Origin of the sequence: Vreelandella hamiltonii (assembly GCF_014651795.1) — a bacterium.
GTDB classification, from domain to species: Bacteria; Pseudomonadota; Gammaproteobacteria; order Pseudomonadales; family Halomonadaceae; genus Vreelandella; species Vreelandella hamiltonii.
In genome coordinates this window covers 171002-196518 of sequence record NZ_BMXO01000001.1, presented here as the reverse complement: position 1 = coordinate 196518, position 25517 = coordinate 171002, and the positions used below count along the sequence as shown (strand labels likewise).

At 61.3% G+C, this 25517-nt stretch carries 19 protein-coding genes; 14 read left to right on the top strand and 5 right to left on the bottom strand.

The genetic code is table 11. From position 1 onward, the window contains the following. The 7 genes from sdhA to sucD all read left to right on the top strand — a co-directional run bounded on the left by sdhA (position 1) and on the right by sucD (position 11004). Positions 1-1773 (top strand): succinate dehydrogenase flavoprotein subunit, encoded by a 1773-nt coding sequence (gene sdhA / locus IE061_RS00955; protein ID WP_016914531.1) that lies wholly within the window; start codon positions 1-3, stop codon positions 1771-1773. Between the two features lie 27 nt (positions 1774-1800). After that, complete coding sequence (locus tag IE061_RS00950; protein WP_016914530.1) at positions 1801-2511, top strand: succinate dehydrogenase iron-sulfur subunit; 711 nt, start codon at positions 1801-1803, stop codon at positions 2509-2511. A gap of 333 nt (positions 2512-2844) precedes the next feature. Further along, the gene (locus IE061_RS00945) at positions 2845-5679 is read left to right on the top strand and encodes a 2-oxoglutarate dehydrogenase E1 component (protein ID WP_193460711.1); all 2835 of its coding nucleotides are present in this window, start codon (positions 2845-2847) and stop codon (positions 5677-5679) included. 38 nt (positions 5680-5717) lie between these two features. Next, positions 5718-7250, top strand: coding sequence for a 2-oxoglutarate dehydrogenase complex dihydrolipoyllysine-residue succinyltransferase (odhB, locus tag IE061_RS00940; protein ID WP_193460710.1), 1533 nt, complete (start codon positions 5718-5720; stop codon positions 7248-7250). Between the two features lie 113 nt (positions 7251-7363). Next, a complete protein-coding gene (gene lpdA, locus IE061_RS00935) occupies positions 7364-8803 on the top strand; it encodes a dihydrolipoyl dehydrogenase (RefSeq protein WP_193460709.1) in 1440 nt (479 codons plus the stop codon). A 162-nt stretch (positions 8804-8965) separates the two neighbouring features. Then, positions 8966-10132 carry an ADP-forming succinate--CoA ligase subunit beta gene (gene sucC / locus IE061_RS00930; protein WP_016914526.1) on the top strand — a complete coding sequence of 389 codons (1167 nt, stop codon included), beginning with the start codon at positions 8966-8968 and terminating at the stop codon, positions 10130-10132. Further along, a complete protein-coding gene (gene sucD / locus IE061_RS00925; protein ID WP_016914525.1) occupies positions 10132-11004 on the top strand; it encodes a succinate--CoA ligase subunit alpha in 873 nt (290 codons plus the stop codon). The genes sucC and sucD overlap by 1 nt, the downstream gene beginning before the upstream one ends. A gap of 87 nt (positions 11005-11091) precedes the next feature. Here the strand turns inward: sucD and IE061_RS00920 are convergent, their stop codons facing one another. The 3 genes from IE061_RS00920 to IE061_RS00910 all read right to left on the bottom strand — a co-directional run bounded on the left by IE061_RS00920 (position 11092) and on the right by IE061_RS00910 (position 15300). Then, a complete protein-coding gene (locus tag IE061_RS00920) occupies positions 11092-12120 on the bottom strand; it encodes a lysylphosphatidylglycerol synthase transmembrane domain-containing protein (protein ID WP_052196337.1) in 1029 nt (342 codons plus the stop codon). Next, complete coding sequence (locus IE061_RS00915) at positions 12098-13216, bottom strand: glycosyltransferase family 4 protein (RefSeq protein ID WP_039176340.1); 1119 nt, start codon at positions 13214-13216, stop codon at positions 12098-12100. Before IE061_RS00915 ends, IE061_RS00920 begins: the two co-directional genes overlap by 23 nt. A 143-nt stretch (positions 13217-13359) precedes the next feature. Continuing rightward, complete coding sequence (locus tag IE061_RS00910) at positions 13360-15300, bottom strand: exoribonuclease II (RefSeq protein WP_039176939.1); 1941 nt, start codon at positions 15298-15300, stop codon at positions 13360-13362. 171 nt (positions 15301-15471) lie between these two features. Between IE061_RS00910 and IE061_RS00905 the strand changes: the two genes are divergently transcribed. The 7 genes from IE061_RS00905 (at position 15472) to IE061_RS00875 (ending at position 23010) form a co-directional block, all read left to right on the top strand. Next, a complete protein-coding gene (locus IE061_RS00905; protein WP_039176336.1) occupies positions 15472-16275 on the top strand; it encodes a Cof-type HAD-IIB family hydrolase in 804 nt (267 codons plus the stop codon). Between the two features lie 95 nt (positions 16276-16370). Further along, positions 16371-17087: a response regulator gene (locus IE061_RS00900; protein WP_016914522.1), complete on the top strand. Its 717-nt coding sequence runs from the start codon at positions 16371-16373 to the stop codon at positions 17085-17087. 53 nt (positions 17088-17140) lie between these two features. Further along, positions 17141-18544 (top strand): sensor histidine kinase, encoded by a 1404-nt coding sequence (locus IE061_RS00895; protein ID WP_230478361.1) that lies wholly within the window; start codon positions 17141-17143, stop codon positions 18542-18544. A 168-nt stretch (positions 18545-18712) separates the two neighbouring features. Further along, positions 18713-19987 (top strand): ABC transporter substrate-binding protein, encoded by a 1275-nt coding sequence (locus IE061_RS00890; protein ID WP_039176330.1) that lies wholly within the window; start codon positions 18713-18715, stop codon positions 19985-19987. A gap of 96 nt (positions 19988-20083) precedes the next feature. Further along, entirely contained in the window at positions 20084-20998 is a 915-nt protein-coding gene (locus tag IE061_RS00885) for a carbohydrate ABC transporter permease (RefSeq protein ID WP_193460708.1), read from the top strand. Beyond that, positions 20991-21869 (top strand): carbohydrate ABC transporter permease, encoded by an 879-nt coding sequence (locus IE061_RS00880; protein WP_039176323.1) that lies wholly within the window; start codon positions 20991-20993, stop codon positions 21867-21869. The genes IE061_RS00885 and IE061_RS00880 overlap by 8 nt, the downstream gene beginning before the upstream one ends. 19 nt (positions 21870-21888) lie before the next feature. Continuing rightward, positions 21889-23010 (top strand): ABC transporter ATP-binding protein, encoded by a 1122-nt coding sequence (locus IE061_RS00875; protein ID WP_193460707.1) that lies wholly within the window; start codon positions 21889-21891, stop codon positions 23008-23010. Positions 23011-23067: 57 nt separating this feature from the next. Here the strand turns inward: IE061_RS00875 and IE061_RS00870 are convergent, their stop codons facing one another. Together IE061_RS00870 and IE061_RS00865 are read right to left on the bottom strand one after the other, a co-directional pair. Then, entirely contained in the window at positions 23068-24108 is a 1041-nt protein-coding gene (locus IE061_RS00870; RefSeq protein WP_193460706.1) for a YcjF family protein, read from the bottom strand. After that, on the bottom strand, positions 24105-25493 hold the full coding sequence (locus IE061_RS00865; RefSeq protein ID WP_193460705.1) for a YcjX family GTP-binding protein: 1389 nt from the start codon (positions 25491-25493) through the stop codon (positions 24105-24107). Before IE061_RS00865 ends, IE061_RS00870 begins: the two co-directional genes overlap by 4 nt. Positions 25494-25517: the final 24 nt, after the last annotated feature.

The following is a 25517-nucleotide window of genomic DNA, read 5'->3' as shown; positions in this document are numbered from 1 at the left end:
ATGTCTAACCTTCGTAGCCTGACGTTTGACGCCATCATTGTGGGTGGCGGTGGCTCTGGCCTGCGTGCCGCTCTTGAACTGGCCAAGTCCGGTAAAAAGACAGCGGTACTGTCCAAAGTGTTCCCGACACGCTCCCACACGGTTTCTGCTCAGGGCGGTATCACCTGTGCGATTGCCTCCGCCGACCCGAACGACGACTGGCGCTGGCACATGTATGACACCGTCAAGGGCGGCGACTATATCGCTGACCAGGACGCTGCCGAGTACATGTGTTCGGAGGGCCCCAAGGCCGTCTTCGAACTCGAGCACATGGGCCTGCCATTCTCGCGTTTCGACAATGGCCGCATCTATCAGCGTCCGTTCGGTGGTCAGTCCAAGAACTTTGGTGAAGGTGGTCAGGCAGCACGTACCTGCGCCGCCGCCGACCGTACCGGTCACGCGCTGCTGCACACCCTGTACCAGAACAACCTGAAGAACAACACCACGTTCCTGAACGAGTGGTACGCGGTGGATCTGGTCAAGAACGCCAACGGTGACGTGGTGGGCTGTATCGCCATGTGTATCGAAACCGGCGAAGTGGTGCACGTCAAGTCGAAAGCCACCGTGCTGGCGACCGGCGGTGCCGGACGCATCTACGCGTCGACCACCAACGCCTTGATCAACACGGGTGACGGCATCGGCATGGCGCTGCGCGCTGGTTTCCCGATGCAGGACATGGAAATGTGGCAGTTCCACCCGACCGGTATCTACGGTGCGGGCACGCTGGTCACCGAAGGTTGCCGTGGTGAAGGTGGCTACCTGGTCAACAAGGATGGCGAGCGTTTCATGGAGCGCTATGCGCCCAACGCCAAAGACCTGGCGGGCCGTGATGTCGTGGCGCGTTCCATGGTCATGGAAATCCTCGAAGGCCGCGGCTGTGGCGAGAAGGGCGACCACGTGTTCCTGAAGCTGGATCACCTGGGCGAAGAAGTACTTGGCAAGCGTCTGCCCGGCATCGTCGAGCTCTCCAAGACCTTCGCTCACGTCGACCCGGCCAAGGACCCGATTCCGGTCGTACCGACCTGCCACTACATGATGGGCGGTATCCCGACCAACATTCATGGTCAGGCGATCACCCAGGACGAGAGCGGCAACGACAAGATCGTCAACGGTCTGTTCGCGTGTGGCGAAGCTGCCTGTGTATCGGTACACGGTGCCAACCGTCTGGGCGGCAACTCGCTGCTGGATCTGGTGGTCTTCGGTCGCGCTGCGGGCATGTTCATCGAAGGCGCGCTGAACGAAGGTATCGAATACCTGGATGCCTCCGAGTCGGACATCGAAACCGCCATGAAGCGCATCACTCGCTGGAACGAATCTGAAGGCGGTGAAAGCATTCCTGAGCTCAAGGCCGAGCTGCAAAGCATCATGCAGAACTCTTTCGGTGTATTCCGTGAAGAGAAAAACATGCAGGAAGGTGTCAAACAGCTGGCGGAACTGCGTGGCCGCATCGACAATGCGCACCTGCCGGACAAGTCCAACGCCTTCAACACTGCCCGTGTCGAAGCGCTGGAGCTGGACAACCTGATGGAAGTGGCAGAAGCAACGGCGATTGCTGCCCTTGAGCGTAAAGAGAGCCGTGGTGCCCACTCGCGCTACGACTACCCCGACCGTGATGATGTCAACTGGCTGAAACACTCGCTCTACTTCCCGGCTAGCAAAGAGCTGAAGAAGCGCGACGTCAACTTCAAGCCGAAAACAGTCGATACGTTCGAGCCGAAGGTTCGCACCTACTAATCTCCGCACCGACGAGAGGGAGACACCATGTCAAATCTTCAGGTATCCGTGTATCGCTACAACCCGGAAACCGACTCCGCGCCCTACATGCAGGAGTTCCAGGTCGATACCAAAGGTCGCGATCTGATGGTGCTGGATGTACTGCACCTGATGAAAGAGCAGGACAGTGGCCTGGCCTATCGCCGCAGCTGCCGTGAAGGCGTGTGCGGCTCCGATGGCATGAACATGAACGGCAAGAACGGCCTGGCGTGCATCACGCCGCTGTCGGACGTCGTGAAAAACAACAAGCTGACTCTGCGTCCGTTGCCTGGCCTGCCGGTCATCCGTGATATGGTCGTGGACATGGGCTTGTTCTACAAGCAGTACGAGCGCATCCAGCCGTATCTGCAAAACGACACGCCAGCGCCCGCCATCGAGCGTCTGCAGTCGCCAGAAGAGCGCGACAAGCTGGACGGCCTGTACGAGTGTATCCTGTGTGCCTGCTGCTCCACGTCCTGCCCGTCGTTCTGGTGGAACCCGGACAAGTTCGTGGGCCCGGCGGGTCTGCTGCAGTCATACCGCTTCCTGGCCGACAGTCGCGATACCGCCACGCGTGAGCGTCTGACCAGCCTGGAAGACCCGTTCTCGGTATTCCGTTGCCGCGGCATCATGAACTGCGTGGCGGTATGCCCGAAAGGTCTGAATCCGACTCGTGCAATTGGTAAAATTCGTGAAATGTTGCTCGCAGATGCGACGTAACTCATTAATCCTGTGAAAAAAAAGCGACTACCACGTAAGTTGCATCACAAAGCTACTTAAATCGTGGCGCTTCGCTTGTTATCATAGGGGCTGTCATGGTGCGGCGACGCGCCGCACCATGGATCAGCCAAGTTTAAAAGCCGGTGCGACGAGTACCGGCTTTTGAGCATGAACTGGTAATGAAACGCGTCATCATACGTGTATGAACAAGGGCTACCGGCCTCAGGTCGGCGCCGCCGGCAAACGTCCCGCCCCGCCGGCAGGGCAATAGCGATGTCGTTGCACGCATGCAGCGATGCCGATACCACCCCATCAGTGCAGGGTGACCGAGAGATGCAACAAGGCATAATGGAGTTGATGTGGCGTTCCTCTCACGTTAGTGGTGGCAATGTCCACTACGTGGAAGCGCTTTACGAGCAGTACCTCGCCGATCCTGATTCTGTCTCAGACGAGTGGCGCAGCTATTTCGATCAGTTGCCGCGTGCTGAAGGCAGTGCCTCCCACGATGTTCCACTAAGCCCCATTCGTGATCAGTTCTACCAGCTTGGCCGTGAAAGTCGCCCAGGCCGGGTAGTCGCCGCGTCCGACAGCGGTGAAAACAAAAAGCAGGTCAAAGTCCTGCAGCTGATCAACGCGTATCGCTTCCGTGGCCATCAAAAGGCCAATATCGACCCGCTTGGTCTGCGTAATCCCACCCCCGTCCCCGACCTCGACCTGTCATTCCATCAGCTGTCCAAAGCTGATCTTGATACCGAGTTCCAGACAGGTTCTTTCTTCCTGGGTATTGATAAAGCACCGCTGCGCGAGATCGTCGACGCGCTGGAGCAGACCTACTGCCGCTCCATCGGCTGCGAAATCATGCACATCGTGGATACCGAAGAGAAGCGCTGGCTGCAGCGTCGTTTCGAATCGGTACGCAGCGCGCCCAAGTTCAGCGATGACGTGCGCAAGCACGTATTGGAGCGCCTGACGGCTGCGGAAGGTCTGGAAAACTACCTGGCCTCCAAGTACCCGGGTACCAAGCGCTTCGGCCTGGAAGGTGGCGAGTCGTTCGTACCGATGATGGACGAACTGATTCAGCGCGCCGGTGGCTACGGCACCAAGGAAGTCGTGATCGGCATGGCCCACCGTGGCCGCTTGAATCTGCTGGTCAACATCCTGGGCAAGAACCCTGCGGATCTGATCGACGAATTCGATGGCAAGAAAGTCATCGAGCGTGGTTCTGGTGACGTGAAATACCACCAGGGCTTCAGCTCCAACGTCATGTCGCCTGGTGGCGAAGTCCACCTGGCCATGTCGTTCAACCCGTCGCATCTCGAAATCGTCGCGCCGGTGGTGGAAGGCTCGGTTCGTGCCCGCCAGGATCGCCGCAACGACGCTGACGGAAGCAAAGTGCTGCCGATCAACGTTCATGGCGATGCTGCCTTCGCGGGGCAGGGTGTGGTCATGGAAACATTCCAGATGTCCCAGACCCGCGCCTACAAGACCGGTGGTACGGTACACATCGTCATCAACAACCAGGTGGGGTTCACGACCTCCAACCCGGCCGATGCACGCTCCACCGAATACTGTACTGACATTGCCAAGATGGTTCAGGCGCCGATTTTCCACGTCAACGGCGATGATCCGGACGCGGTCATTCACGCCACCCAAGTGGCCCTGGACTACCGTCAGCAGTTCAAGAAAGACGTCGTCATCGACCTGGTGTGCTACCGCCGTCGCGGCCATAACGAAGCCGACGAGCCATCGGGCACCCAGCCGCTGATGTACGCCAAGATCAAGGACCACCCCTCCTCACGCACGCTGTATGCGCAGCGTCTGATCGAGCAGGGCGTGCTGTCCGAAGACGACGCCAAAGCCATGGTGGAAACCTACCGCGATGATCTCGTGGCAGGCAATCACGTGGCCAACGCGCTGGTTCAGGAACCCAACAAGTCGCTGTTCGTCGACTGGGCTCCCTACCTGGGCCATGAGTGGACCGGCAATGCCGACACCACCTTCGACATGAAACGCCTGCAACAGCTGGCAGCGAAGATGTGTGAGATCCCCGACGGTGTCGAAGTACAGCGTCAGGTCGCCAAGATCTATGAAGACCGCCGCAAGATGCAGGCGGGCGGCATGGGGCTCAACTGGGGCTTCGCCGAAACGCTGGCCTATGCCACGCTGCTGGATCAAGGCCACCCGATCCGGATTACCGGTCAGGACGTTGGCCGTGGCACGTTCTCGCATCGTCATGCGGTGGTGCACAACCAGAAAGACGCGACGACCTACGTGCCGCTGCAGAACATGGCCGATGGTCAGCCCCGCTTCACCATCCACGACTCCTTCCTGTCGGAAGAAGCCGTGCTGGCGTTCGAGTATGGCTACTCCACCACGGCTCCCAACGATCTGGTGATCTGGGAAGCGCAGTTCGGTGACTTCTTCAACGGTGCCCAGGTCGTGGTCGACCAGTTCATTTCCTCTGGTGAGACCAAGTGGGGTCGCCTGTGCGGCTTGACCATGTTGCTACCCCATGGTTATGAAGGCCAGGGCCCCGAGCACTCTTCGGCACGCCTTGAGCGCTTCTTGCAGCTGTGCGCCGAGCACAACATGCAAGTGTGCGTACCGACGACGCCTTCACAGATTTACCATCTGCTGCGCCGTCAGGTGATTCGCCCGCTGCGCAAGCCGCTGGTGGTCATGTCGCCCAAGTCGCTGCTGCGCCACAAGGAAGCCGTGTCCAGTCTCGAAGATCTGGCCCATGGCAAGTTCCACATGGTGCTGCCCGACCAGGGCAACCCGGATGTCGAGAAGGTCACTCGTGTGATCATGTGCGCTGGCAAGGTCTACTATGATCTGGCCAACTGGCGTGCTGAGAGCGAGCGTGACGATACGGTCATCCTTCGTCTTGAGCAGCTCTACCCCTTCCCGAAAGAAGAGCTTCTGGAAGTGCTCCAGGCATATGCCAATGTGGAAGATATCGTCTGGTGTCAGGAAGAGCCGCTGAATCAGGGCGCCTGGTACTCCAGTCAGCACCACATGCGTGCCGTGGCCGACCTGTTGAAAGACGGCCTGGGTCGTGAGTTGAAATTCGCAGGGCGTCCTGCCTCGGCTGCTCCGGCAGCGGGCTACATGTCCGTCCACACTGAACAGCAGCGCCAGCTGGTGGAAGACGCTTTTAATATTTAAGCGTCCGCCAGGCTTAGAGAACATATAAGGGAAACGACATGGCTACTGATATCAAAGCGCCAACCTTTCCGGAATCCGTTGCCGAAGGCACCGTGGCCGCGTGGCACAAGAAGCCGGGTGACAGCGTCGAACGCGACGAGCTGATCGTTGAAATCGAGACCGATAAAGTGGTGCTTGAAGTCGTCGCACCGGAAGCGGGAACCCTGACCGACGTGATGGCCGAAGAAGGTGATACCGTCGAGTCCGAGCAGGTATTGGGCAAGATCGGCGAAGCGAGCGGTGCTGGCAGTAAGAAAGAGAGTGCCGCCAGCGATGACAGCGCCGAGAAGGCCGAGTCCAAAGAAGCCGCTAAGCCAGCCGGTGGCAAGCAGCACGACGTGAAGGCGCCCAGCTTCCCTGAGTCCATTCAGGAAGGCACCGTGGCGACCTGGCACAAGAAAGTAGGCGAAGCAGTCAAGCGTGACGAAGTGCTGGCCGACATCGAAACCGACAAGGTCGTGTTGGAAGTCGTGGCGCCTGCCGATGGTGCCCTGGCGGAAATCAAGGCAGAAGAGGGCAGCCAGGTTGAGTCCGAAGCGGTTCTGGCAACTTTCGTAGAAGGCGGTGGCAGTGACCAGGCCAGCGCTTCTTCTTCCAGCGACGCTGACGATGAAGGCGCCGATGAGAAGGTGGGTGACAAAGTGCTGGCACCGGCTGCTCGCAAGATGGTTGCCGAGCACGATCTGGACGTTTCCAAAATTGAAGGCACCGGCAAAGGCGGTCGCATTCTGAAAGAAGACGTTCAGAAAGCCATCAAGGATGGTTCGGCCAAGAAAGCTGCCAAGTCTTCTGCACCGGCAAAAGCGGCGGCAGCGCCTGCGGTAGAGGGCGAGCGCGCCGAGAAGCGTGTACCGATGAGCCGCCTGCGCCAAACCATTGCTAAGCGCTTGGTTCAGGCCCAGCAAACAGCCGCCATGCTGACCACTTACAACGAAGTGGACATGGGTGCGGTCATGTCGCTGCGTGCGCAGTACAAAGATACCTTCCTGAAGGCTCACGACACCAAGCTCGGCTTTATGGGCTTCTTTGTTAAGGCAGCCTCCGAGGCGCTCAAGCGCTTCCCGGACGTCAATGCCTCCATCGACGGTACCGACATTGTTTACCATGGCTACCAGGATATCGGTGTAGCAGTATCTACCGACCGTGGCCTTGTGGTACCGGTTCTGCGTGATACCGACAGCATGAAAATTGCTGACGTCGAGAAGACCATTGTCGACTTCGGCAAGCGTGCACGCGACGGTAAGCTCGGCATCGACGAAATGCAGGGCGGCACTTTCACCATCACTAACGGCGGTATTTTTGGCTCGCTGATGTCGACGCCGATCATCAACCCGCCGCAGACCGCTATCCTGGGCATGCACAAGATTCAGGATCGCCCCATGGCGGTGAATGGCAAGGTCGAGATTCGCCCGATGATGTATCTGGCGCTCTCCTACGACCACCGCATGATCGATGGTAAAGATGCGGTAAGATTCCTGGTGACTATCAAAGAGCTGCTGGAAGACCCGGCTCGCTTGCTGCTGGACGTATAACGAAGCGCGTTGATCCGCCTTCGCTGTTGATGAAACGTTCTCTGCAATCGCACTTTGCCTCCTGCCCGGTTTAGATCAACTCGGGAGGGGGCAACCAAGCTAAAGGAGCCAACATGGCTGACAAGTTTGATGTGATCGTTATCGGTGCTGGCCCTGGTGGCTACGTAGCGGCTATCCGCGCTGCGCAGCTGGGCCTGAAAACCGCCTGTGTTGAAAAATGGATTGGCAAGGAAGGCAAGGTCGTCCACGGCGGCACCTGCTTGAACGTAGGCTGTATCCCGTCCAAAGCGTTGCTTGAAGCGTCGCACAAGTTCGTCGAAGCCAAGCACGATTTCGACGACATGGGTATCGAAGCCGGTGACGTCACCATGGACGTCAAGAAAATGATGGCCCGCAAGGACAAGATCGTTAAGAACTTGACCGGCGGCATCTCTGGCCTGTTCAAGGCCAACGGTGTGACCGCCATCGAAGGTACCGGCAAGGTCGTATCTGGCAAGCAGGTCGAAGTCACCGATCTGGACGGCAACACTACCGCCTACGACGCCGACAGCATCGTCATCGCGGCAGGCTCCGTGCCAGTGGAAATTCCGCCCACGCCGCTGACCGAAGGCCTGATCGTCGACTCTACCGGCGCACTGGAATTCCAGGAAACGCCCAAGCGCCTTGGCGTGATCGGCGCTGGTGTCATCGGCCTGGAGCTGGGTAGCGTCTGGAACCGTCTGGGTTCAGAAGTCACCGTGCTGGAAGCGATGGACTCCTTCCTGCCAATGGTCGATACCACGATTGCCAAAGAGACTCAGAAACTGCTCAAGAAGCAGGGCCTGGATATCAAACTGGGCGCCCGTGTGACCGGCTCCGAGACCAATGGTGATGAAGTCATCGTCAAGTACACCGATGCTGACGGCGAGCAGGAAATCACCTTCGACAAGCTGATCGTATGTGTCGGCCGTCGTCCTTACACCAAAGGCGTTGTGGCCGATGGCGTGGGCGTCGAGCTGGACGAGCGTGGCTTCATCTTCGTGGACGACCAGTGCCGTACCAACGTGCCGGGCGTTTACGCGATTGGCGACTGTGTACGCGGCCCGATGCTGGCCCACAAGGCCTCTGAAGAGGGCATCATGGTGGCGGATATCATCGCCGGTCACAAGGCCGAGATGAACTACGACACCATCCCCAGCGTCATCTATACCTTCCCGGAAGTGGCCTGGGTCGGCATGACCGAGCAGGACGCCAAGGCCAAAGGTATCGAAATCAAGACCGGTAGCTTCCCCTTCGCAGCCAGCGGCCGTGCCATGGCCAACAACGCCACCGAAGGCAGCGCCAAGATTATTGCCGATGCGGAAACCGACCGTATTCTCGGTATGCACATCGTGGGTCAGCACGCCGGTGAGATGATCGCCCAGGGCGTGATCGCCATGGAATTCGGCTCCAGCGCCGAAGACCTGGCATTGACCTGCTACGCGCACCCGACCATGTCGGAAGCCGTACACGAAGCTGCTCTGGCGGTAGAAGGTCATGCCATTCACATGGCCAACCGCAAGAAGCGCAAGTAATTCGCTAAGCAACAACCAAGCGCCACCGTCAGGTGGCGCACCACTTTCATGGCGGCGTGGCAACTCGCCGTCATGAAAGTACGGGGATGACCAGTACCTGCAAGATGTTCTTCAGGGCGACTGATCATCGTTCGAGTCACATGCAACCAATGGCATGAATCGATGAACCTTCACGAGTATCAAGGTAAACAGCTGTTTGCCGATTATGGTCTGCCAGTGTCCAAAGGCTTTGCCGTGGACACTCCCGAAGAAGCAGTAGAAGCGTGCAAAAAAATCGGCGGCGACATGTGGGTCGTCAAAGCCCAGGTTCACGCTGGCGGCCGCGGTAAAGCGGGCGGCGTCAAGCTGATCAAGGACCCGGCAGAAGCCAAAACCTTCGCCGAGCAGTGGCTGGGCAAGAACCTGGTTACTTACCAGACTGACGAAAAAGGTCAGCCGGTTGCCAAGATTCTGGTAGAGACCTGCACCAACATCGCCGACGAGCTGTACCTGGGCGCGGTCGTTGACCGTACCACTCGTCGCGTCGTGTTCATGGCCTCCACCGAAGGCGGTGTCGAGATCGAAACCGTCGCCGAAGAGACGCCGGAAAAGATCCTCAAGGCCGAAATCGATCCGCTGGTCGGCGCACAGCCCTACCAGGCGCGTGAGCTGGCGTTCGCGCTGGGTCTGGAAGGCGATCAGGTGAAGCAGTTCACCAAGATCTTCCTGGGTCTCTCCAAGCTGTTCCACGACAAGGATCTGGCGCTGCTCGAGATCAACCCGTTGGTGATCACCGACGAAGGCAACCTGCACTGCCTGGACGCCAAACTGGGCCTCGACAGCAACGCCCTGTACCGTCACCCGGACCTGCAGGCGATGCGCGATCCTTCCCAGGAAGATCAGCGTGAAGCCGACGCCGCGAAGTGGGAGCTGAACTACGTGGCCCTCGACGGTAACATCGGTTGCATGGTCAACGGCGCTGGCCTGGCCATGGGCACCATGGATATCGTCAACCTGAGCGGCGGTAAGCCGGCCAACTTCCTGGACGTTGGCGGCGGCGCGACCAAAGAGCGCGTAGCCGAAGCGTTCAAGATCATCCTGTCTGACGACAACGTCAAAGCCGTTCTGGTGAACATCTTCGGCGGTATCGTTCGTTGCGACATGATTGCCGAAGGCATCATCGGTGCCGTTGAGCAAGTCGGCGTCAACGTGCCGGTCGTCGTTCGCCTGGAAGGTAACAACGCTGAATTGGGCGCTGAGAAGCTGGCGTCCAGCGGTCTGAACATCATCGCTGCTACCAGTCTGACCGACGCGGCTCAGCAGGTTGTCAAAGCAGCGGAGGGCAAGTAATGAGTATCCTGATCGATAAGAACACCAAGGTCATCTGCCAAGGGTTCACCGGTGGCCAGGGCACGTTCCACTCCGAACAGGCGATTGCCTATGGCACGCAAATGGTCGGCGGTGTTACGCCGGGCAAAGGTGGCCAGACGCACCTGGGCCTGCCCGTGTTCAACACCGTGAAAGAAGCGGTCGAGAAAACCGGCGCAGAAGCCAGCGTGATCTACGTACCAGCAGCGTTCTGCAAAGACTCGATCCTTGAAGCGGCCAACGCTGGCATCAAGCTGATCGTGTGCATCACCGAAGGCATCGCGACCCTCGACATGCTCGAAGCGAAAGTAAAATGCGACGAGCTGGGCGTGCGTCTGATCGGCCCGAACTGCCCCGGCGTGATCACCCCGGGCGAATGTAAAATCGGCATCATGCCGGGTCACATTCACCAGCCGGGTAAAGTGGGCATCGTATCGCGTTCCGGTACTCTGACCTACGAAGCGGTCAAGCAGACCACTGACCACGGTTTCGGCCAGTCTACCTGTGTCGGCATCGGTGGTGACCCGATTCCGGGCTCCAACTTCATCGACATCCTGGAGATGTTCGAGAAGGACCCGAAAACCGAAGCGATCGTGATGATCGGTGAAATCGGCGGCACCGCTGAAGAAGAAGCCGCGGCCTACATCAAGGCCAACGTTTCCAAGCCGGTGGTTTCCTACATTGCCGGTGTGACAGCACCTCCTGGCAAGCGTATGGGCCATGCAGGCGCCATCATCTCTGGCGGTAAAGGTACTGCCGACGAGAAATTTGCGGCCCTCGAAGACGCCGGTGTCAAAACCGTACGCTCCTTGGCGCAAATTGGCGATGCACTGAAAGAAGTGACCGGCTGGTAAGCCGCGTACTTTTTCAGAGCGCTAAAAAAGGGCACCTTCGGGTGCCCTTTTTGCGTTTTATGAAGGCTGTCGGAGTATTGGAGTGGGTCAACCCTGGCGCAATAGGCGAGTGCTGTAGAGCAGTAGCAGCGGTGCTCCGGCAGCAAGATAAAGGTGGTAGCTGATGAGCCGCCACACCAATACGGCGGCCGCGGCCTGCTCACGTTCCATCAAGGGTAGCAGCAGGCTTCCCACCCCCACTTCAGCAGCCCCGGCACCGCCAGGAAGAAAGCTGAACTGGCTGGCAGCCATGGCCAGCATCTGGGTTAGAAAGGTCCAAAGCCAATCGGCATGCCCGCCGATGCCAATCACCGCCAGATAGAGCAAGCTGTAGCGCAGCAGCCAGTGCATGGCCGTCAGCACCAGCATGGCTGCCAGCGTGGCGTTAGGTAGTGCCAGTGTGATACGCAGCGCGTAGCGGCAGCGCAACAGTCGCCGGACCAGCCAGCGCCTGCGGCCAGGGCGGAGCCATGCCAACAGTCCGATCAGCCATTGACGACGAGTCCGCAGCAACTTGGGTAGGTAGCTCATCATCAGCGAGACACCTACCGCTAACAGCACGAGTCCTAGTAGCGAAAGCTGAATCAACCCTTGGTGCGGCCATTGGGCGTTACCGAAAACTGATATTGCCACCAAGCCACTGAGCATCACCAGAAAGAACAACAGGTCGCACCCCTGGTCGATGAGGAACACCGCTGCGCCTTTTGAGGGAGAAAATCCCCGCTGGGCAAGTAGCAGCAGCAAGGTGGCCGGGCCGCCGCTGCCGCCGGGCGTTGCGCATAGTGCGCACTTGGCAGCCAGTTCAATGCCCAGCGCACCACGCTGACCAAGCTGACCAGCACGGCCGTTGAGCATCAGGCGCAGACGGGTGGCGTTCAAATTCCAGCATAGCGCCGCCATGGCGAACATGAGCAGCAGCAGGCCCAGAGGGAACTGCGCTACGTGTTCGAATGCCTGTCTGCCTCCTGCAAGCGACGTCAGTACCAGCGGTGCCACCAGAGCCGCTAGCAGTAGCACACCGTGAAGCGAGCGAAAGCGCAGCAGTCGTTGAGGTTTAGCGACGGAGGGCGAGGGCATGGGGCTGTTCGAGTCCACAGAGGTCGACATAGTGTGTGAGCAGCGAGCCAATCACGCTATCCCAGCTGAACTGACGCTCCACATAGTGGCGTGCGAAGCGTCCGCTGGCGACAATGTCATTGCGAAACAGCGCGGAACAGGCGTCCGCCATCGCGGCTGGGTCAAGTGGCTGGCAGAGCACCCCGGCTCCAAGCGGTACGTTTTCCATCAGTGCGCCCGCCCGGGCGCCAATCACTGGTATGCCACTGGCCATTGCTTCCTGTGCCACCAGTCCAAAGGTTTCCCGAGTCCCCGCATGCAGCATCGCATCGCTGCTGGCAAGCGCCCTGGCGACCTCATGGCTTCCGCAGCAACGGTTCACCACCGTGACATTCCTTGGCACTTGGGTGGGCATTCCAGGGCCCATCAACAGCAGATGGTAGTCGCTGCCAAGTGCTCGCATGGTGGCTAGCAGCACATCGATATTTTTTTCCCGAGAGAAGCGGCCAACAAAAATCAGCAGCTTCTTATTCTCAGGAATGCTCATGGCTGCTCGAAAGTCGGGGTCGCGTCGAGAGGGATGGAACTGCTCCAGATCGACCCCTAGTGACTGCACGCGTACGTTGGGAACACCCCATTCAGTCAGGCGTTCAGCCATGGCGTGGCACGGCGCCAGCACGCTATCAAAACGCTGGTAAAGGTCCACCACATAGCGAACCAGCCGCTGACGAACATGGCGGCCAAATCGGTCACCCATCAAGTGAGGTAAGTCAGAGTGGTAGAACCCCACGACTGGCACGCCCAAGTGTTGGCCAGCTTCCAGCGCTGCCCAGGCGGTGACGTAAGGGTCGCCTGCTTCGATCAACGTGGGGGAGAGATTGATCAGCGCATCTTGCCAAGGGCGACGGCGGACTGGAAATCGATAGCCTTGGCCAAGAGGTAGATGCAGCGCTGGCAACGTATGGTGATCCCCTAAGCTATCACGCTCAGCTCCAGGCACCAGCAGGCTTGTGCGCAGGCCTGCTGTTCGGGAGAGCACGCGATGCTTGGCCTGCAAGTAGGTGCGAACCCCGCCACTTGCTGGGGCGTGGAACATGGTCACATCGGTGATATGCAAGGTAACCTCCGAGCCACATAAGGGTCAAAGAATCACCTTAGGGAAGAAATACGTCAATTCTGCGACAATATCCTGGCGCGGTAGAAATAAAAACGCCACGGACGAACCGTGGCGTTAGCAGACGCTGGGCTGCAAATGAGTGATTAAACAGCGGGTTTCGCCACCAGCGAGCGGGTCTCTTCACGGGCTTCCGTGAGCGAGACACGCAGGCTGTCGCCCAGTTTGAAGCGCTCTTCGCCTTCGATCTGAATGCGGCCCTCTTTATCGTCGATCACCACCTTGTCGCGGTCGCTATGCATCAAGGGGGCTGGCACGAAGGCCGTGGCGCCGTTTTCGATCAGACGCACCCGCATGCCGCCACGATTGATGGCCATGATTTCGGCCTCGAAGGTATCCTGGTTCTGTGCTGCCGGGGTCAGGTAGCGAACGTAGAGCCAATCTTTCACGTCACGCTCGGCCATACGGTTCAGGCGGCGGCGTTCGGTGAGCTGCTCGGTGAGCTGCTGGCTGGCCTCTGCCGGGGCCTGTTCACCCTTGAGCACGCGCTTGATCAAGCGGTGGTTGACCATATCGCCATACTTGCGGATCGGCGAGGTCCACGTGGCGTAGGCGGGCAGCCCCAGGCCGAAATGCGGGCCAGGCTGGGCCGACATGCTGGTGAAGCCCTGGAAACGGCGCAGGCGGGCATCCAGCCAGGCGTCGTCACGGCTTTCCAGTGCGCGCTTGAGTTCTTTGTAGTGCGCCAGCTCGGTCAGTGCTTCCTGGGCCACGTCGATCTCCTGACTGGCGAGGAACTCCTGAGCCGCTTCGGCTTTTTCGGGCTCGAAGGCGCGGTGCACGTTGAAGATGCCGTGGCCGATATGGCTGGCTAGGAAGTCTGCACAGCAGGCGTTGGCCGCAATCATCGACTCTTCGATCATGCGGTTGGCGATGCGCCGGTCTTCGGTACGCACGCCCAGCACGTTGCCTGCTTCGTCCAGATCGAACACGTAATCCGGACGGTCCTTGAACACCAGCGCGTGCTCGTTGCGCCAGGCGGTGCGGGCTTCCGTCATGGCCTGCAGCGCTTTGAGCTGCTCGGCAATCTCTTCGGCCGGTGCCCAGTCGCCCTGGCCTTCGATCCAGTCAGAGACGCGCTCGTACACCAGCTTGGCGTGGGAGGTCACGTTGGCGGCAAAGAATCGGTAGTCGCCCAGGCTGCCGTCGGCGTTGATGTCCAGCGTACACGCCAGGGCCGGGCGCTCCTGGCCTTCCCACAGCGAGCACAGGTCATCGGCCAGCTGCTCCGGCAGCATGGTGACGTTCTGGCCCGGCAGGTAAACCGTGAAGGCACGCACACGCGCTTCCAGGTCGGCCGCGTGCTCCTCATCCACATACGCCGTGGGGTCGGCAATGGCCACGCTCAGCTGCCAGCCGCCTTCCGGACGCGCCACCACGTGCAGGGCATCGTCCATATCGCGGGTCTTCTCACCATCGATGGTGAAGAAGGGGCGTTGCGTCAGGTCTTCCCGAGTCAGGCCCTCATCGCGCAGCGGCCAGTCGCTACCGGCATCCGGGCACTCCTGCTCCAGCGCGTGGCGCGCCAGGGTGACACGCCACGGCACGGCGGGGTTGTCGACCTTGGCGACCAGCTCGTCGATTTGGGCAAAGAAGCCGCGATCGTTCTCCTTGAGCGGGTGACGCACCAGACGCGCCACGACCCAGTCGCCGTCGCCAATGCTGTCTTCGTCCAGGCTGTTCTTGATGCGGGCTTTCAGCACATTGCGAATCGAGGGGTGATCGGGCACCACTGCCAGGCGGCCTTCGCGCTTTTGCACGCGGGCGATGAAGCGGTCCAGGCCCGCTTCGATCAGCTTCTCCGGCTCGACGGATTTTTTGTCGCCGTTCTCATGAATCACGGCTTCGACGCGGTCGCCGTGGAGCACCTGCTTCATGGCAGGCGGCGGCACGAAATAGGATTCGCCGCTGTCGGTTTCAAGAAACCCGAAGCCTTTTTCGGTGGCTTTGATCACCCCTTCGGCGCGGGGAGTGGTTTCACGGATCTGTTGCTTGAGCTGGGCAAGCAGGGAGTTATTTTGAAGCATGTGTTCGATCAGTTGGCGAGAGTAGGGTGCCACTATACGGATTCCCGTTGGCTGCGCCAATCGTTGCCCTTGGGTAAGTCACGCCCGCTCAGGCGGGTCAATGACTTACCCGCTTGCGGATGAATCGGTTAAGCTGAGGCTCACTTCATGCGCCACGCCCAAGGAGCCTGTATGACCCCACGCCTGATTGTTTCCGACCTGGACGGTACGCTGCTGGGTAGCGACCACCGGTTACACGACAGCACGGTAGACGTACTGCGCGCCCTGGTGCAACAGGGTCACCATGTGGCGCTGGCCTCGGGCCGTCATTACCACGACATGCGGGTGTTTCGTGAGGAACTGGCGATTCCGGCCCATTTGATCAGCACCAACGGTGCTTACACCCACGCCCCGGATGACCGCTTGATCAGCGCGTCTCACCTGGCACCTGAACATGCACACACCTTGATTCATCTGCCCCGGCCCCCGCAGGTGCGCCTGAGCCTGTATCGCGATGATGGCTGGCATGTCGATGCCGAAGCGCCGCACCTGCTGTCGCTGCATGCCTCCACCGGGTTCACCTATGACGTGGTGCCACCCGAACAGATGGACCGCCACGGGGTGGGCAAGGTGCTCTATCTGGGTGACCCTCAGGCGCTGGCCGAACTGGAGGCCCAGGCCCACGCGGCACACGGTGAGGGGCTGCACATCACCTACTCCACGGTGGACTCACTGGAGATCATGGCGGGTGGGGTGAACAAGGGTGTTGCGCTGGCGGCGCTGCTGGAGTCATTGGGCCTCACCGCCGCCGACTGCCTCGCCTTTGGCGACAACCTCAACGACACCGAGATGCTGACCCTGGCCGGGGAGGCGCAGGTCATGGCCAACGCCCACCCGGCGCTGTTCGACCGTGTACCCGATGCCCGGCGCATTGGCCATCACGGGGAAGCGGCGGTGGCCCAGTGGTTGGCTGAGCGTTTCGGGCTGTCGGGTTAGCTCTGCCACCTTAGTCGAGAGCCGCTTGCGGTAGCGACAGCGCTCCACCATCATCTAGCCCCTAAAACGATAACAACCCAGGGGCGCTTTCCACGATGACAACCACGCCTGCGACCTTGATGGTGGTCGATGATGACCCGGAAATCCGCGAGCTGCTGGCGGATTATCTGGGGCGCCACGGTTATCGGGTGTTCACGGCCGAAGGAGCGCAGGCGCTCTATCAGCAGCTTGCCGAGCAGACGCCGGATTTACTGATCGTCGATGTCATGATGCCGGGGGATGATGGCTTTACCATCTGTCGCGAGCTGCGCAAGCACAGCGACCTGCCGATCATCATGCTCACCGCCAGTGCGGACGATACCGACCGTATTCTGGGGCTGGAACTAGGCGCCGACGACTATCTTGGCAAGCCCTTCAACCCCCGAGAGCTGCTGGCGCGTATCAAGGCCGTGCTGCGTCGAAGCCGCACGGCAGTGGGCCCTCAGGAGGCTCGCTGGGTGCGCTTTGGCGAGTGGCAGCTGGACCGCATGACCCGCGAGCTGGTGGACCAGGCGGGCGAGCGTACGGCTCTGTCAGGTGCCGACTTCCAGCTGCTTCAGGTGTTTCTGGAACGTCCCGCTCAAGTCATTACCCGTGACGACCTGTACGCCTTGACCCGGGGCCGAGACGCCCCGCCTCTGGACCGTTCCATCGACGTGCACGTGTGTCGGCTACGCCAGCGGCTGGGTGAAGATGCCCAGCACTCGCAGCTGATTCGTACGGTGCGCGGGGCGGGCTACGTGTTGACCGCTCAGGTAGATACCGCCCTGTGAAGCGCTGGCGACGCTGGCTGCCAGCCAGCCTGCGCGGCCGTTTCGTGATCATCATGATTGCAGGGGTACTGGCCGCCCAGGTGGCCAGCTACGCGATCTGGACCTCGCAAATGCGCGCTAGCCAGCTGGAGCAGCTCGATGAGCTCTCCAGCAACATGGCCTTCAGCATTGCGTCCACCATGCGCTTTTTTCGTTCGCTGCCGGTGGACTATCGCCATATCGTGCTCGACCAGCTGCGCAACATGGGAGGCACGCGCTTTTTTGTCAGCGTCAACCAGCGGCGCATCCCCGTGGAGGACATTGGCAGCGGTCCCGAAAAAGCGGTGGTGGTGAACAATGTTCACACGATCCTCACCCAGCAACTGTCGATCGACGATGTCGTGGTGGAGTTCTCCCGCCCCGAGACCCTGCGGGTATTCAATAATGAAGTGCTGCTCTACGACCTGCCGCCGCGCTGGGGCCAGCACAGCCTGCTGATGGAGCCGCTGTCGCCGCCCATTCTGGTGGTGCAACTGGAGCTGGCCCCGGATACCTGGCTCTACGTGGCGACCCTGCTGGGCGTACCGGACATTTTCAGCGGATACCGCTGGCTCTCTGAAGAGCGTCTGCTGGCGGGGCTGGTGGTACTGCTGACCGTGCTGGCGCTGTCGCTGTTGGGCATCACCAGCGTGACCCGACCATTGGCACGGCTGTCGCGTGCAGCCCGTCGGCTGGGCGATGATCTGGACAGCCCGCCGCTGAGAGAGAGCGGCCCCAGAGAGGTGGCGGCCACCGCTGTTGCCTTCAACCGCATGCAGCGGCGTATTCGTGAGCAGGTAGAAGAGCGCGAACGGCTCTTTTCGGCGATTTCCCACGACCTTAAAACGCCCATCACCCGGCTGCGCTTGCGGGCCGAGATGCTCGATGACCCGCAGCAGCGAGAGCGCTTCTGCGCCTCACTGGATGAACTGGCGGAGCTGGTCAAGGGCGCGCTGGCCTCCGTGAAAGGGCTGGACCTCCACGAAGAGCCCGAACCCACTGACATGACGGCGCTTCTCGAGGCGTTGGCAGACGAGCTGCGTGTGCAGGGGAGCGACGTGCGGATCAGCGGTCAGGTGCCGCCGCTGATCGTCAAGCCGCTGGCCATGAAGCGGTGCCTGGCGAACCTGCTGGAGAATGCCGTGTTCTACGGCCAGCACGCCAACGTGGTATTGGAGGAGCAGGCGGGTGAGGTCAAGGTTCAGATTCATGATCGTGGCCCCGGTATCCCGGCGGAACAGAGGGAGCGGGTGTTCTCCCCCTTCGTACGCCTGGAAGCTTCGCGCAGCCGCCATACCGGGGGCAGTGGGCTGGGCCTGGGCATTGCGCGGCACATTGCTCGTGCCCATGGCGGCGACATTCGCTTGGCCAACCACCCCGCAGGGGGCCTCGTGGCCACCTTGACCCTGCCGCGCCAACCCACCGTGACAACCCTGTAAGCCTGACTATTACAAGGTTGTAATACTATGCAGGATTCGGTAACTCCCGTTGTGACGTAGGGTGACGTACTCTGCCATGAGCCGCTGCCTGCCAGTTGGGTTGTGCAGGTAGCGCGGCACTCTGTGTTCTTCATGACACCTCATAACAACAACAGCAGGAGCTATCTCATGCGTATTCTCTCACCCGTCTTCAAAAAATCTGCCCTCGCGCTGGCCCTGGCGGCTGGAACGGCCATGGCAAGTACTGCCCAGGCCAGCGAGGTGGAAGTGCTGCACTGGTGGACCTCCGGCGGTGAAGCTCGCGCCGCCAACGTGCTCAAGGAGCTGCTCGAAGCCGAAGGCTATGGCTGGCAGGATTTCGCCGTGGCCGGGGGCGGTGGTGAAACCGCCATGACGGTGCTGAAGTCTCGGGCCATGTCGGGCAATCCGCCCTCGGCTGCACAAATCAAAGGGCCGGAAATTCAAGAGTGGGGCGAGCTTGGCCTGCTGGGTGACTTGAACGACGTTGCTGAGGCCGAAGGCTGGAACGACCTGCTGCCGGGCATCGTGGCCGATATCATGCGTTACGACGGCCAGTACGTGGCCGTCCCCGCCAACGTGCATCGGGTCAACTGGCTGTGGGCCAACCCGGACGTGCTGGAGGCCGCAGGTGTCGAGATGCCCACCACGCTGGAAGAACTGTTTGCTGCCGGAGAAGCAATCCGTGAAGCGGGCTTCGTGCCGCTGGCCCATGGCGGCCAGGCGTGGCAGGACGCCACCGTGTTCGAAAGCGTAGTGCTGGGCAGCCAGGGCACCGAGTTTTATCAGCAGGCGCTGGTGGAGCTGGACCCGGAAGCCCTGGGGGGCGAGCAGATGGTTGCCGCACTGGAAGATTTCAAACGCCTGCGTAGCCTGATGGATGAAGGCATGCCGGGGCGCGACTGGAACATTGCCACGGCCATGGTGATCGAGGGAGCCGCCGGTTTTCAGCTGATGGGCGATTGGGCGAAAGGCGAGTTCACCGCAGCGGGCCTGACGGCGGGAGAAGATTACCTGTGTGCTGCCGCCCCGGGTAGCGAAGACGCCTTTACCTTCAATATCGACAGCCTGGCCATGTTCCGCGTCACCGATGACGAGGAGCGGGATGCCCAGCACACGCTGGCCCGGCTGGTGCTGGAACCCACCTTCCAGGAAGCCTTCAACCTGGCCAAGGGGTCCATCCCCGCGCGGCCTGACCTGGACATGAGCGATTTCGACAGCTGCGCACAGCAGTCGCTGGCAGATTTCCAGCGTACTGCCGAGCAGGGCGGGCTGGTGCCCAGCATGGCCCATGGCATGGCCGTGCGTGCGGATGTGCAGGGCGCCATCTTCGATGTGGTGACCAACTACTTCAATGACGCCAACATGCCCGCCGAACAAGCCGCCCAGCGGATGGTCAGCGCCGCCCAGGCAGCGGCCTTTTGATCACGTCACCCTGACGCGAAGCGCCAAACGCGCTTGACCTTGGTGATCGGCGCCGCCGCAATGGCGGCGCCGACGGATGACGGGTGAGGAATTCCCATGACGAAACCTACTACGCGTGCCGCGTTGCCGCCCACGGCGTCCGGTCGGCTGCAGGCGTGGCTGCCGAAGCTGGTGCTGGCGCCCTCTGTCGCAGTGTCGCTGTTCTTTGTCTATGGCTTCATGCTATGGACGTTCGTGCTGTCGCTGACCAACTCACGCATGCTGCCCAGCTACCAGTTCGTCGGATTTGGCCAGTATGCCCGGCTGATGGCCAACGAGCGCTGGTGGGTCGCTTCCACCAACCTGATGGTATTTGGCGCGCTGTTCATACTGATCTGCCTGGTGCTGGGAGCGCTGCTGGCCATTCTGCTGGACCAGAAGATTCGCCAGGAAGGCGCGCTGCGCACGGTCTATCTCTACCCCATGGCGCTGTCGTTCATCGTCACGGGGGTGGTGTGGAAGTGGCTGCTCAACCCGCAGCTGGGCATTCAAGCCATGGTGCGCAGTTGGGGCTTCGAGTCGTTTCGCTTTGACTGGATCGTGGACCCCAATATGGCCATTTACACCCTGGTGATTGCCGCCGTCTGGCAGGCCTCCGGGTTCGTGATGGCGCTGTTTCTGGCGGGGCTGCGTGGTATCGACGACAGCATCGTCAAGGCCGCCCAGCTCGATGGGGCCAGCCTGCCGCGCATCTACTGGCGGGTGGTGATGCCCTGTCTGCGTCCGGTGTTGTTCAGCGCGGTGATGATTCTGGCGCATATCGCCATCAAGAGTTTTGACCTGGTGGTGGCGCTCACCGGCGGTGGCCCGGGCTATGCAACGGACCTGCCGGCCACGTTCATGTATACCCATGCGTTCAACCGGGCGCAGATCGGGCTGGGGTCGGCCAGCGCCATGCTGATGCTGGGGGGCGTGCTGGCCATCCTGATTCCGTACCTCTACTCCGAATTGAGGAGCCGCAAACATGGCTAACGTGATTCGTCGCCAAACGCTGGGCGCGCGGCTGCTGCGCGGGGTGCTTTATGGCGTGCTGGCATTGGCCGCCCTGTTTTACATTCTGCCGCTGGTGGTCATGCTGATGACCTCCATCAAGCCACTCAGCGAAATCAGCGCAGGCACCTTGCTGTCGCTGCCGCAAAACCCGACGCTCGAACCCTGGGCCAAAGCCTGGGGCGAGGCGTGTACCGGCATGCGCTGCGAGGGCGTGGGTGGCTACTTCTGGAACTCCTTTGCCATAGTCATCCCCGCCGTGCTGATCTCCACCGCCGTGGGTGCGCTGAACGGCTATGCGTTGACCAAATGGCGCTTCAAGGGCTCTGAACTTGTCTTCGCGCTGATGCTGTTTGGCTGCTTCATTCCGTTTCAGGTGGTGCTGCTGCCCATGGCGCAAACCCTGGGCTGGCTGGGGCTTTCCAGCTCGCGGGCGGGCTTGATCCTGGTGCATGTGGTATTCGGTATCGCCTTTACCACGCTGTTTTTCCGCAACTTCTACGTGGGCATTCCCAACGAGCTGGTGTCTGCGGCCAAGCTGGACGGGGCTGGGTTCTTTCGTATTTTCTGGCGCATTCTGCTGCCGGTGTCGGCGCCGATCATCGTGGTGTCGGTGATCTGGCAGTTCACCCAGATCTGGAACGACTTCCTGTTCGGTGTGGCGTTCTCTTCCCATAACACCCAGCCGGTCACCGTGGCCTTGAACAATCTGGTCAACACCTCCACAGGCGTACGTGAATACAACGTCGACATGGCCGCCGCCATGATTGCCGCGCTACCGACGCTGGTGGTCTACGTGCTGGCGGGCAAATACTTCGTGCGTGGGCTCACGGCAGGCTCCGTAAAGGGCTAATAACAATAGGATTTTGATCATGGCAGCGTTAGAAATTCACAACGTACGTAAAGAGTTTGGCAGCGAACGGGTGCTGAAGGATGTCAGCATCTCCATCGACTCCGGCGAGTTTTTGATTCTGGTGGGGCCGTCCGGGTGTGGTAAATCCACCCTGATGAACGCCATTGCCGGGCTCGAACCCGTCACCAGCGGCAATATCTATATCGACGGCGAGGACGTCACCTGGCGGACCCCCGCCGAGCGCGATATTGCCATGGTGTTCCAATCCTACGCCCTCTACCCCAGCATGACCGTGCGCCAGAACATCAGCTTTGGCCTGGAGATGCGCAAGGTGCCCAAGGCCGAACGGGAAGCCGCCGTGGAGCGGGTGGCCGACCTGCTGCAGATTTCCCACCTGCTGGATCGCAAGCCCGCCCAGCTGTCCGGTGGCCAACGCCAGCGGGTGGCCATGGGGCGCGCGCTGGCGCGGGAGCCCAAGGTCTATCTGTTCGACGAGCCGCTCTCGAACCTGGACGCCAAGCTGCGGGTAGATATGCGGACCGAGATCAAGAAGCTGCACCAGCGTTTGGGCACCACCATCGTGTACGTCACCCACGACCAGGTAGAGGCCATGACCCTGGCCGACTGCATCGCGGTGATGCGCGATGGGCATATCTTGCAGTTGGGTAGCCCCGACGAGGTCTATAACAACCCCGTGGACATGTTCGTGGCGGGCTTCATGGGCTCGCCGTCGATGAATTTCATCCGTGCCACGCTGGTGGCGGCCGGGGAGGGCTACGCCCTGCGCATTGCCACGCCGGGGGAGGCTGATCTGCTGCTGCCGTGGCCTGCCTCTCGCCATTCGCCAGGGCTGGTCGAGCGGCTGGAGAAATCGGTCATTCTGGGCCTGCGCCCGGAGCATTTCAGCGAAGAGGACCTGCGGCTCGCCGAGCAGGCGGAAGGCACCTTGCTGGAGGCCACGGTGAGCGTGGTAGAACCTACCGGGGCAGACATTCTGCTGCGTCTGCCGTTGGGCGAGCAGGAGATCACCGTGCGGGTCGGCCCCAAGTGCCCGGTCGCACCCGGCGAGCGTTTGGCACTGCGGGTGGATATGTCCCGGGCGGTACTGTTCGATGCCGACACCGAGCAGCGGCTGGCCTGAACCGCTGCCTGACGCGCTGTGACAGGCTTACTCCTACTCCTACTCCTACTCCTACTCCTACTCCTTGTGCCGCGTGGCGGCAGGGGCGGGCTCTTTGTCCAGCCGTTTGAGCTGTCGCCAGAGATCCTGACGCAGGTCGGCCAGCCGCGGCTGCTCTTCCGGGCTGAAAGCCACCGGCCGACACAGGCGCTGGGCGCGCAGCCCCAGGCGGGCGCTCAGCAGCCCCGTGGCCAGCCCCTGGCCTGCGCGTGCCGACAAGCGCCCTGCCAAATCCAGCGAGAGCATGTTGACGCTGGCATCGGTGGCCAGTTCGCTGGCTCCGGCAAAGGCCATGTTGTGCAACACATGGCGAAACAGCCGTAAGCGGCTGGCGTAGCCGAGTTCCAGCCCGTACAGGCGGCTGAGCCTGTCCACCATGGCCAGGCTGCGCCAGGCCACCAGGGCCATATCCACCAGCGTCAGCGGGCTGACCGCCACCATGATGGCGGTTTCACCCGACATGCGGGTAATCAAACGCTGGGCTTCCCGGTCTCGAGGGGCCAACAGGTGGTAGCGCAGCAGCGTATGGATCTCTTCCCCGCTATGGTGGGGCTGGCAGGCGCGCTGAAAGGCCAGCCAGTGAGGGTCATCGTTGCCGAGCTTCAACTGCTGGCGGAGCTGTTCGGCCATGGCCAACGCCTGTTTGCCGGAGCGCTGGGGCAGTTCGGCCAGGTTGGCCCGCAGCCGGTCATGGCGCTTGAGCCGCCCTAGGCGGCCGATTTCCTTCAGCAGCGAGACACCGCCCAGGCCAATCAGGCTGATGCCGAAGAGCTGCCAGGCCATGGTCAGCCACTGGGATTGCGCGAGCGCATCGGGGATGCCGGTGACCAGTTCCACGGTGCCAAGAGTAGCACCGCCTGCCAGCGCAAACATCAGCCCCCAGCGGCGCTTGCGGGGAGCGCCCAGGGTTTCTTCCGGCAGGGCTTTCAGCTCGGCCTGGGTGGCCAGCGGCTGGTGGGTGTCCGTGGCGGCAAAGCGCTCGTGCTGACGCAGGGTTTCTGCGGCGGGCTCGGGGGGCGCTTCGCTATGAAAGTCGCGGCGGGGCTGAGGGTTGCTCATGACAGTTTATCTCCAATCAGCCAGTCGATCGCGGCGTCCATACGGATGTGGGGCAGCGCCTCGCCGTTGGCGGGCATCGGGCGGAAACTCGGGAAATCGAACCCCTGCTGCTGCCAGAAATCGGCCCTGGGCAAGCGGCTGGGCACGTCGCCTGGGTAGACCAGCACCTCTTCGTCTTCCAGGGTGGTGCCTTTGAGGGCCGGGCTGCGCTGGCCGTCGTGGAGCACTTCCCTGGCCTCGGTGGCGCGGATGGCGGCCAGCGACAGCGCTTTGACGGGAATGTCCGCGTAGCGCAGATCCTTGAGCGGCTCCGCCAGCAGCGCTTCCAGCAGGGTCACCACATGGGGGTGCTGGTCGGGGGTGACATGGTCGGCTTTGGTGGCGGCAATCGCCAGCCGGTCGATTTTGGGCGCGAACAGCCGGGTCAACAGGCTGCGCTTGCCGTAATCGAAGCTCTGCATCAGCTGATGCAGCGCTTTGGAAAGGTCCTCGAAACGCTCCGGCCCCGCGTTGAGCGCGCCGAGCACATCCACCAGCACGATCTGTCGGTCAAAGCGCCGGAAGTGGTCGCGGTAGAAGGGCCGCACCACTTGCTGTTGATAGTAACGAAAGCGCGATGCCAGCGTGGCGTAGAGGCTCGTGGCCGGAAGCGCGTCGAGGCGCTCCTGGGGAGTCTCCAGTCCAGGCAAGGGAAAGAACTGCAGCACCGGCGCACCGTCCAGCTCGCCCGGCAGCAGGAAGCGGCCCGGCTGCAGGTCGGAAAAGCCCGCCTGCTTAGCACGACGCAGCCCCAGCGCATAGGCCTCTGCCAGGCGTGCCAGGTGCGCTTCATCCGCCTCGGCGCTGGGGTCCAACTGCTCGGCCTCGGCCAGCCACTCACTGAACAGCGCCCGGCGGTGCGGCCCCAGATGCTGGGTCTGCTGCTGGCTCCAGCTGTAAAAGTCATGCTGCAGCAGGGGAAGATCGAGCAGCCACTCGCCGGGATAATCGAACAGGTCCAAGGTCAGGTGGGCGATCTCGGGGGTGAGCCAGCCCGGCCTTGCAGGGCGATAACGCAGCTGCAGGCGCAGCTCGCTGATGCCTCGGGTCGGCTCCGGCCAGCGCGGCGGGGTGTCGTTCAGCGCGCTCATGCCCGGGTCGTAGGGGAAGCGCGGCACGCCCAGGTCAGGCTGGCTCAGCCGCTGGGCGCCCAGCAGCCTGCCTTCCCGGGCCACGGGCAGCAAGTCAAGCTGTGCTTCCACGCCTGCGTGGCGTAGCTGATTGACCAGTGAGGTCAGAAAGGCCGTCTTGCCCGCCTGGGAAAGGCCGGTGACGGCCAGCCGCAGCTGGCGATCCCGGCTGCGTTCCAACAGGTTGCCTAGTTCACGACTCAACGGCTGGCGCATAACGACTCTCTCGCAGGCAGGGCA

Bases quoted from the DNA above. Each gene is read 5' to 3' on its own strand.
- IE061_RS00875 (WP_193460707.1), top strand. From the start codon at position 21,889: ATGGCAGCGTTAGAAATTCACAACGTACGTAAAGAGTTTGGCAGCGAA.
- IE061_RS00865 (WP_193460705.1), bottom strand. From the start codon at position 25,493: ATGCGCCAGCCGTTGAGTCGTGAACTAGGCAACCTGTTGGAACGCAGC.
- IE061_RS00870 (WP_193460706.1), bottom strand. From the start codon at position 24,108: ATGAGCAACCCTCAGCCCCGCCGCGACTTTCATAGCGAAGCGCCCCCC.
- sucD (WP_016914525.1), top strand. From the start codon at position 10,132: ATGAGTATCCTGATCGATAAGAACACCAAGGTCATCTGCCAAGGGTTC.
- IE061_RS00905 (WP_039176336.1), top strand. From the start codon at position 15,472: ATGACCCCACGCCTGATTGTTTCCGACCTGGACGGTACGCTGCTGGGT.
- IE061_RS00920 (WP_052196337.1), bottom strand. From the start codon at position 12,120: ATGCCCTCGCCCTCCGTCGCTAAACCTCAACGACTGCTGCGCTTTCGC.
- IE061_RS00895 (WP_230478361.1), top strand. From the start codon at position 17,141: ATGATTGCAGGGGTACTGGCCGCCCAGGTGGCCAGCTACGCGATCTGG.
- odhB (WP_193460710.1), top strand. From the start codon at position 5,718: ATGGCTACTGATATCAAAGCGCCAACCTTTCCGGAATCCGTTGCCGAA.
- IE061_RS00880 (WP_039176323.1), top strand. From the start codon at position 20,991: ATGGCTAACGTGATTCGTCGCCAAACGCTGGGCGCGCGGCTGCTGCGC.
- IE061_RS00950 (WP_016914530.1), top strand. From the start codon at position 1,801: ATGTCAAATCTTCAGGTATCCGTGTATCGCTACAACCCGGAAACCGAC.
- IE061_RS00890 (WP_039176330.1), top strand. From the start codon at position 18,713: ATGCGTATTCTCTCACCCGTCTTCAAAAAATCTGCCCTCGCGCTGGCC.
- IE061_RS00945 (WP_193460711.1), top strand. From the start codon at position 2,845: ATGCAACAAGGCATAATGGAGTTGATGTGGCGTTCCTCTCACGTTAGT.
- sdhA (WP_016914531.1), top strand. From the start codon at position 1: ATGTCTAACCTTCGTAGCCTGACGTTTGACGCCATCATTGTGGGTGGC.
- sucC (WP_016914526.1), top strand. From the start codon at position 8,966: ATGAACCTTCACGAGTATCAAGGTAAACAGCTGTTTGCCGATTATGGT.
- IE061_RS00910 (WP_039176939.1), bottom strand. From the start codon at position 15,300: ATGCTTCAAAATAACTCCCTGCTTGCCCAGCTCAAGCAACAGATCCGT.
- IE061_RS00900 (WP_016914522.1), top strand. From the start codon at position 16,371: ATGACAACCACGCCTGCGACCTTGATGGTGGTCGATGATGACCCGGAA.
- lpdA (WP_193460709.1), top strand. From the start codon at position 7,364: ATGGCTGACAAGTTTGATGTGATCGTTATCGGTGCTGGCCCTGGTGGC.
- IE061_RS00885 (WP_193460708.1), top strand. From the start codon at position 20,084: ATGACGAAACCTACTACGCGTGCCGCGTTGCCGCCCACGGCGTCCGGT.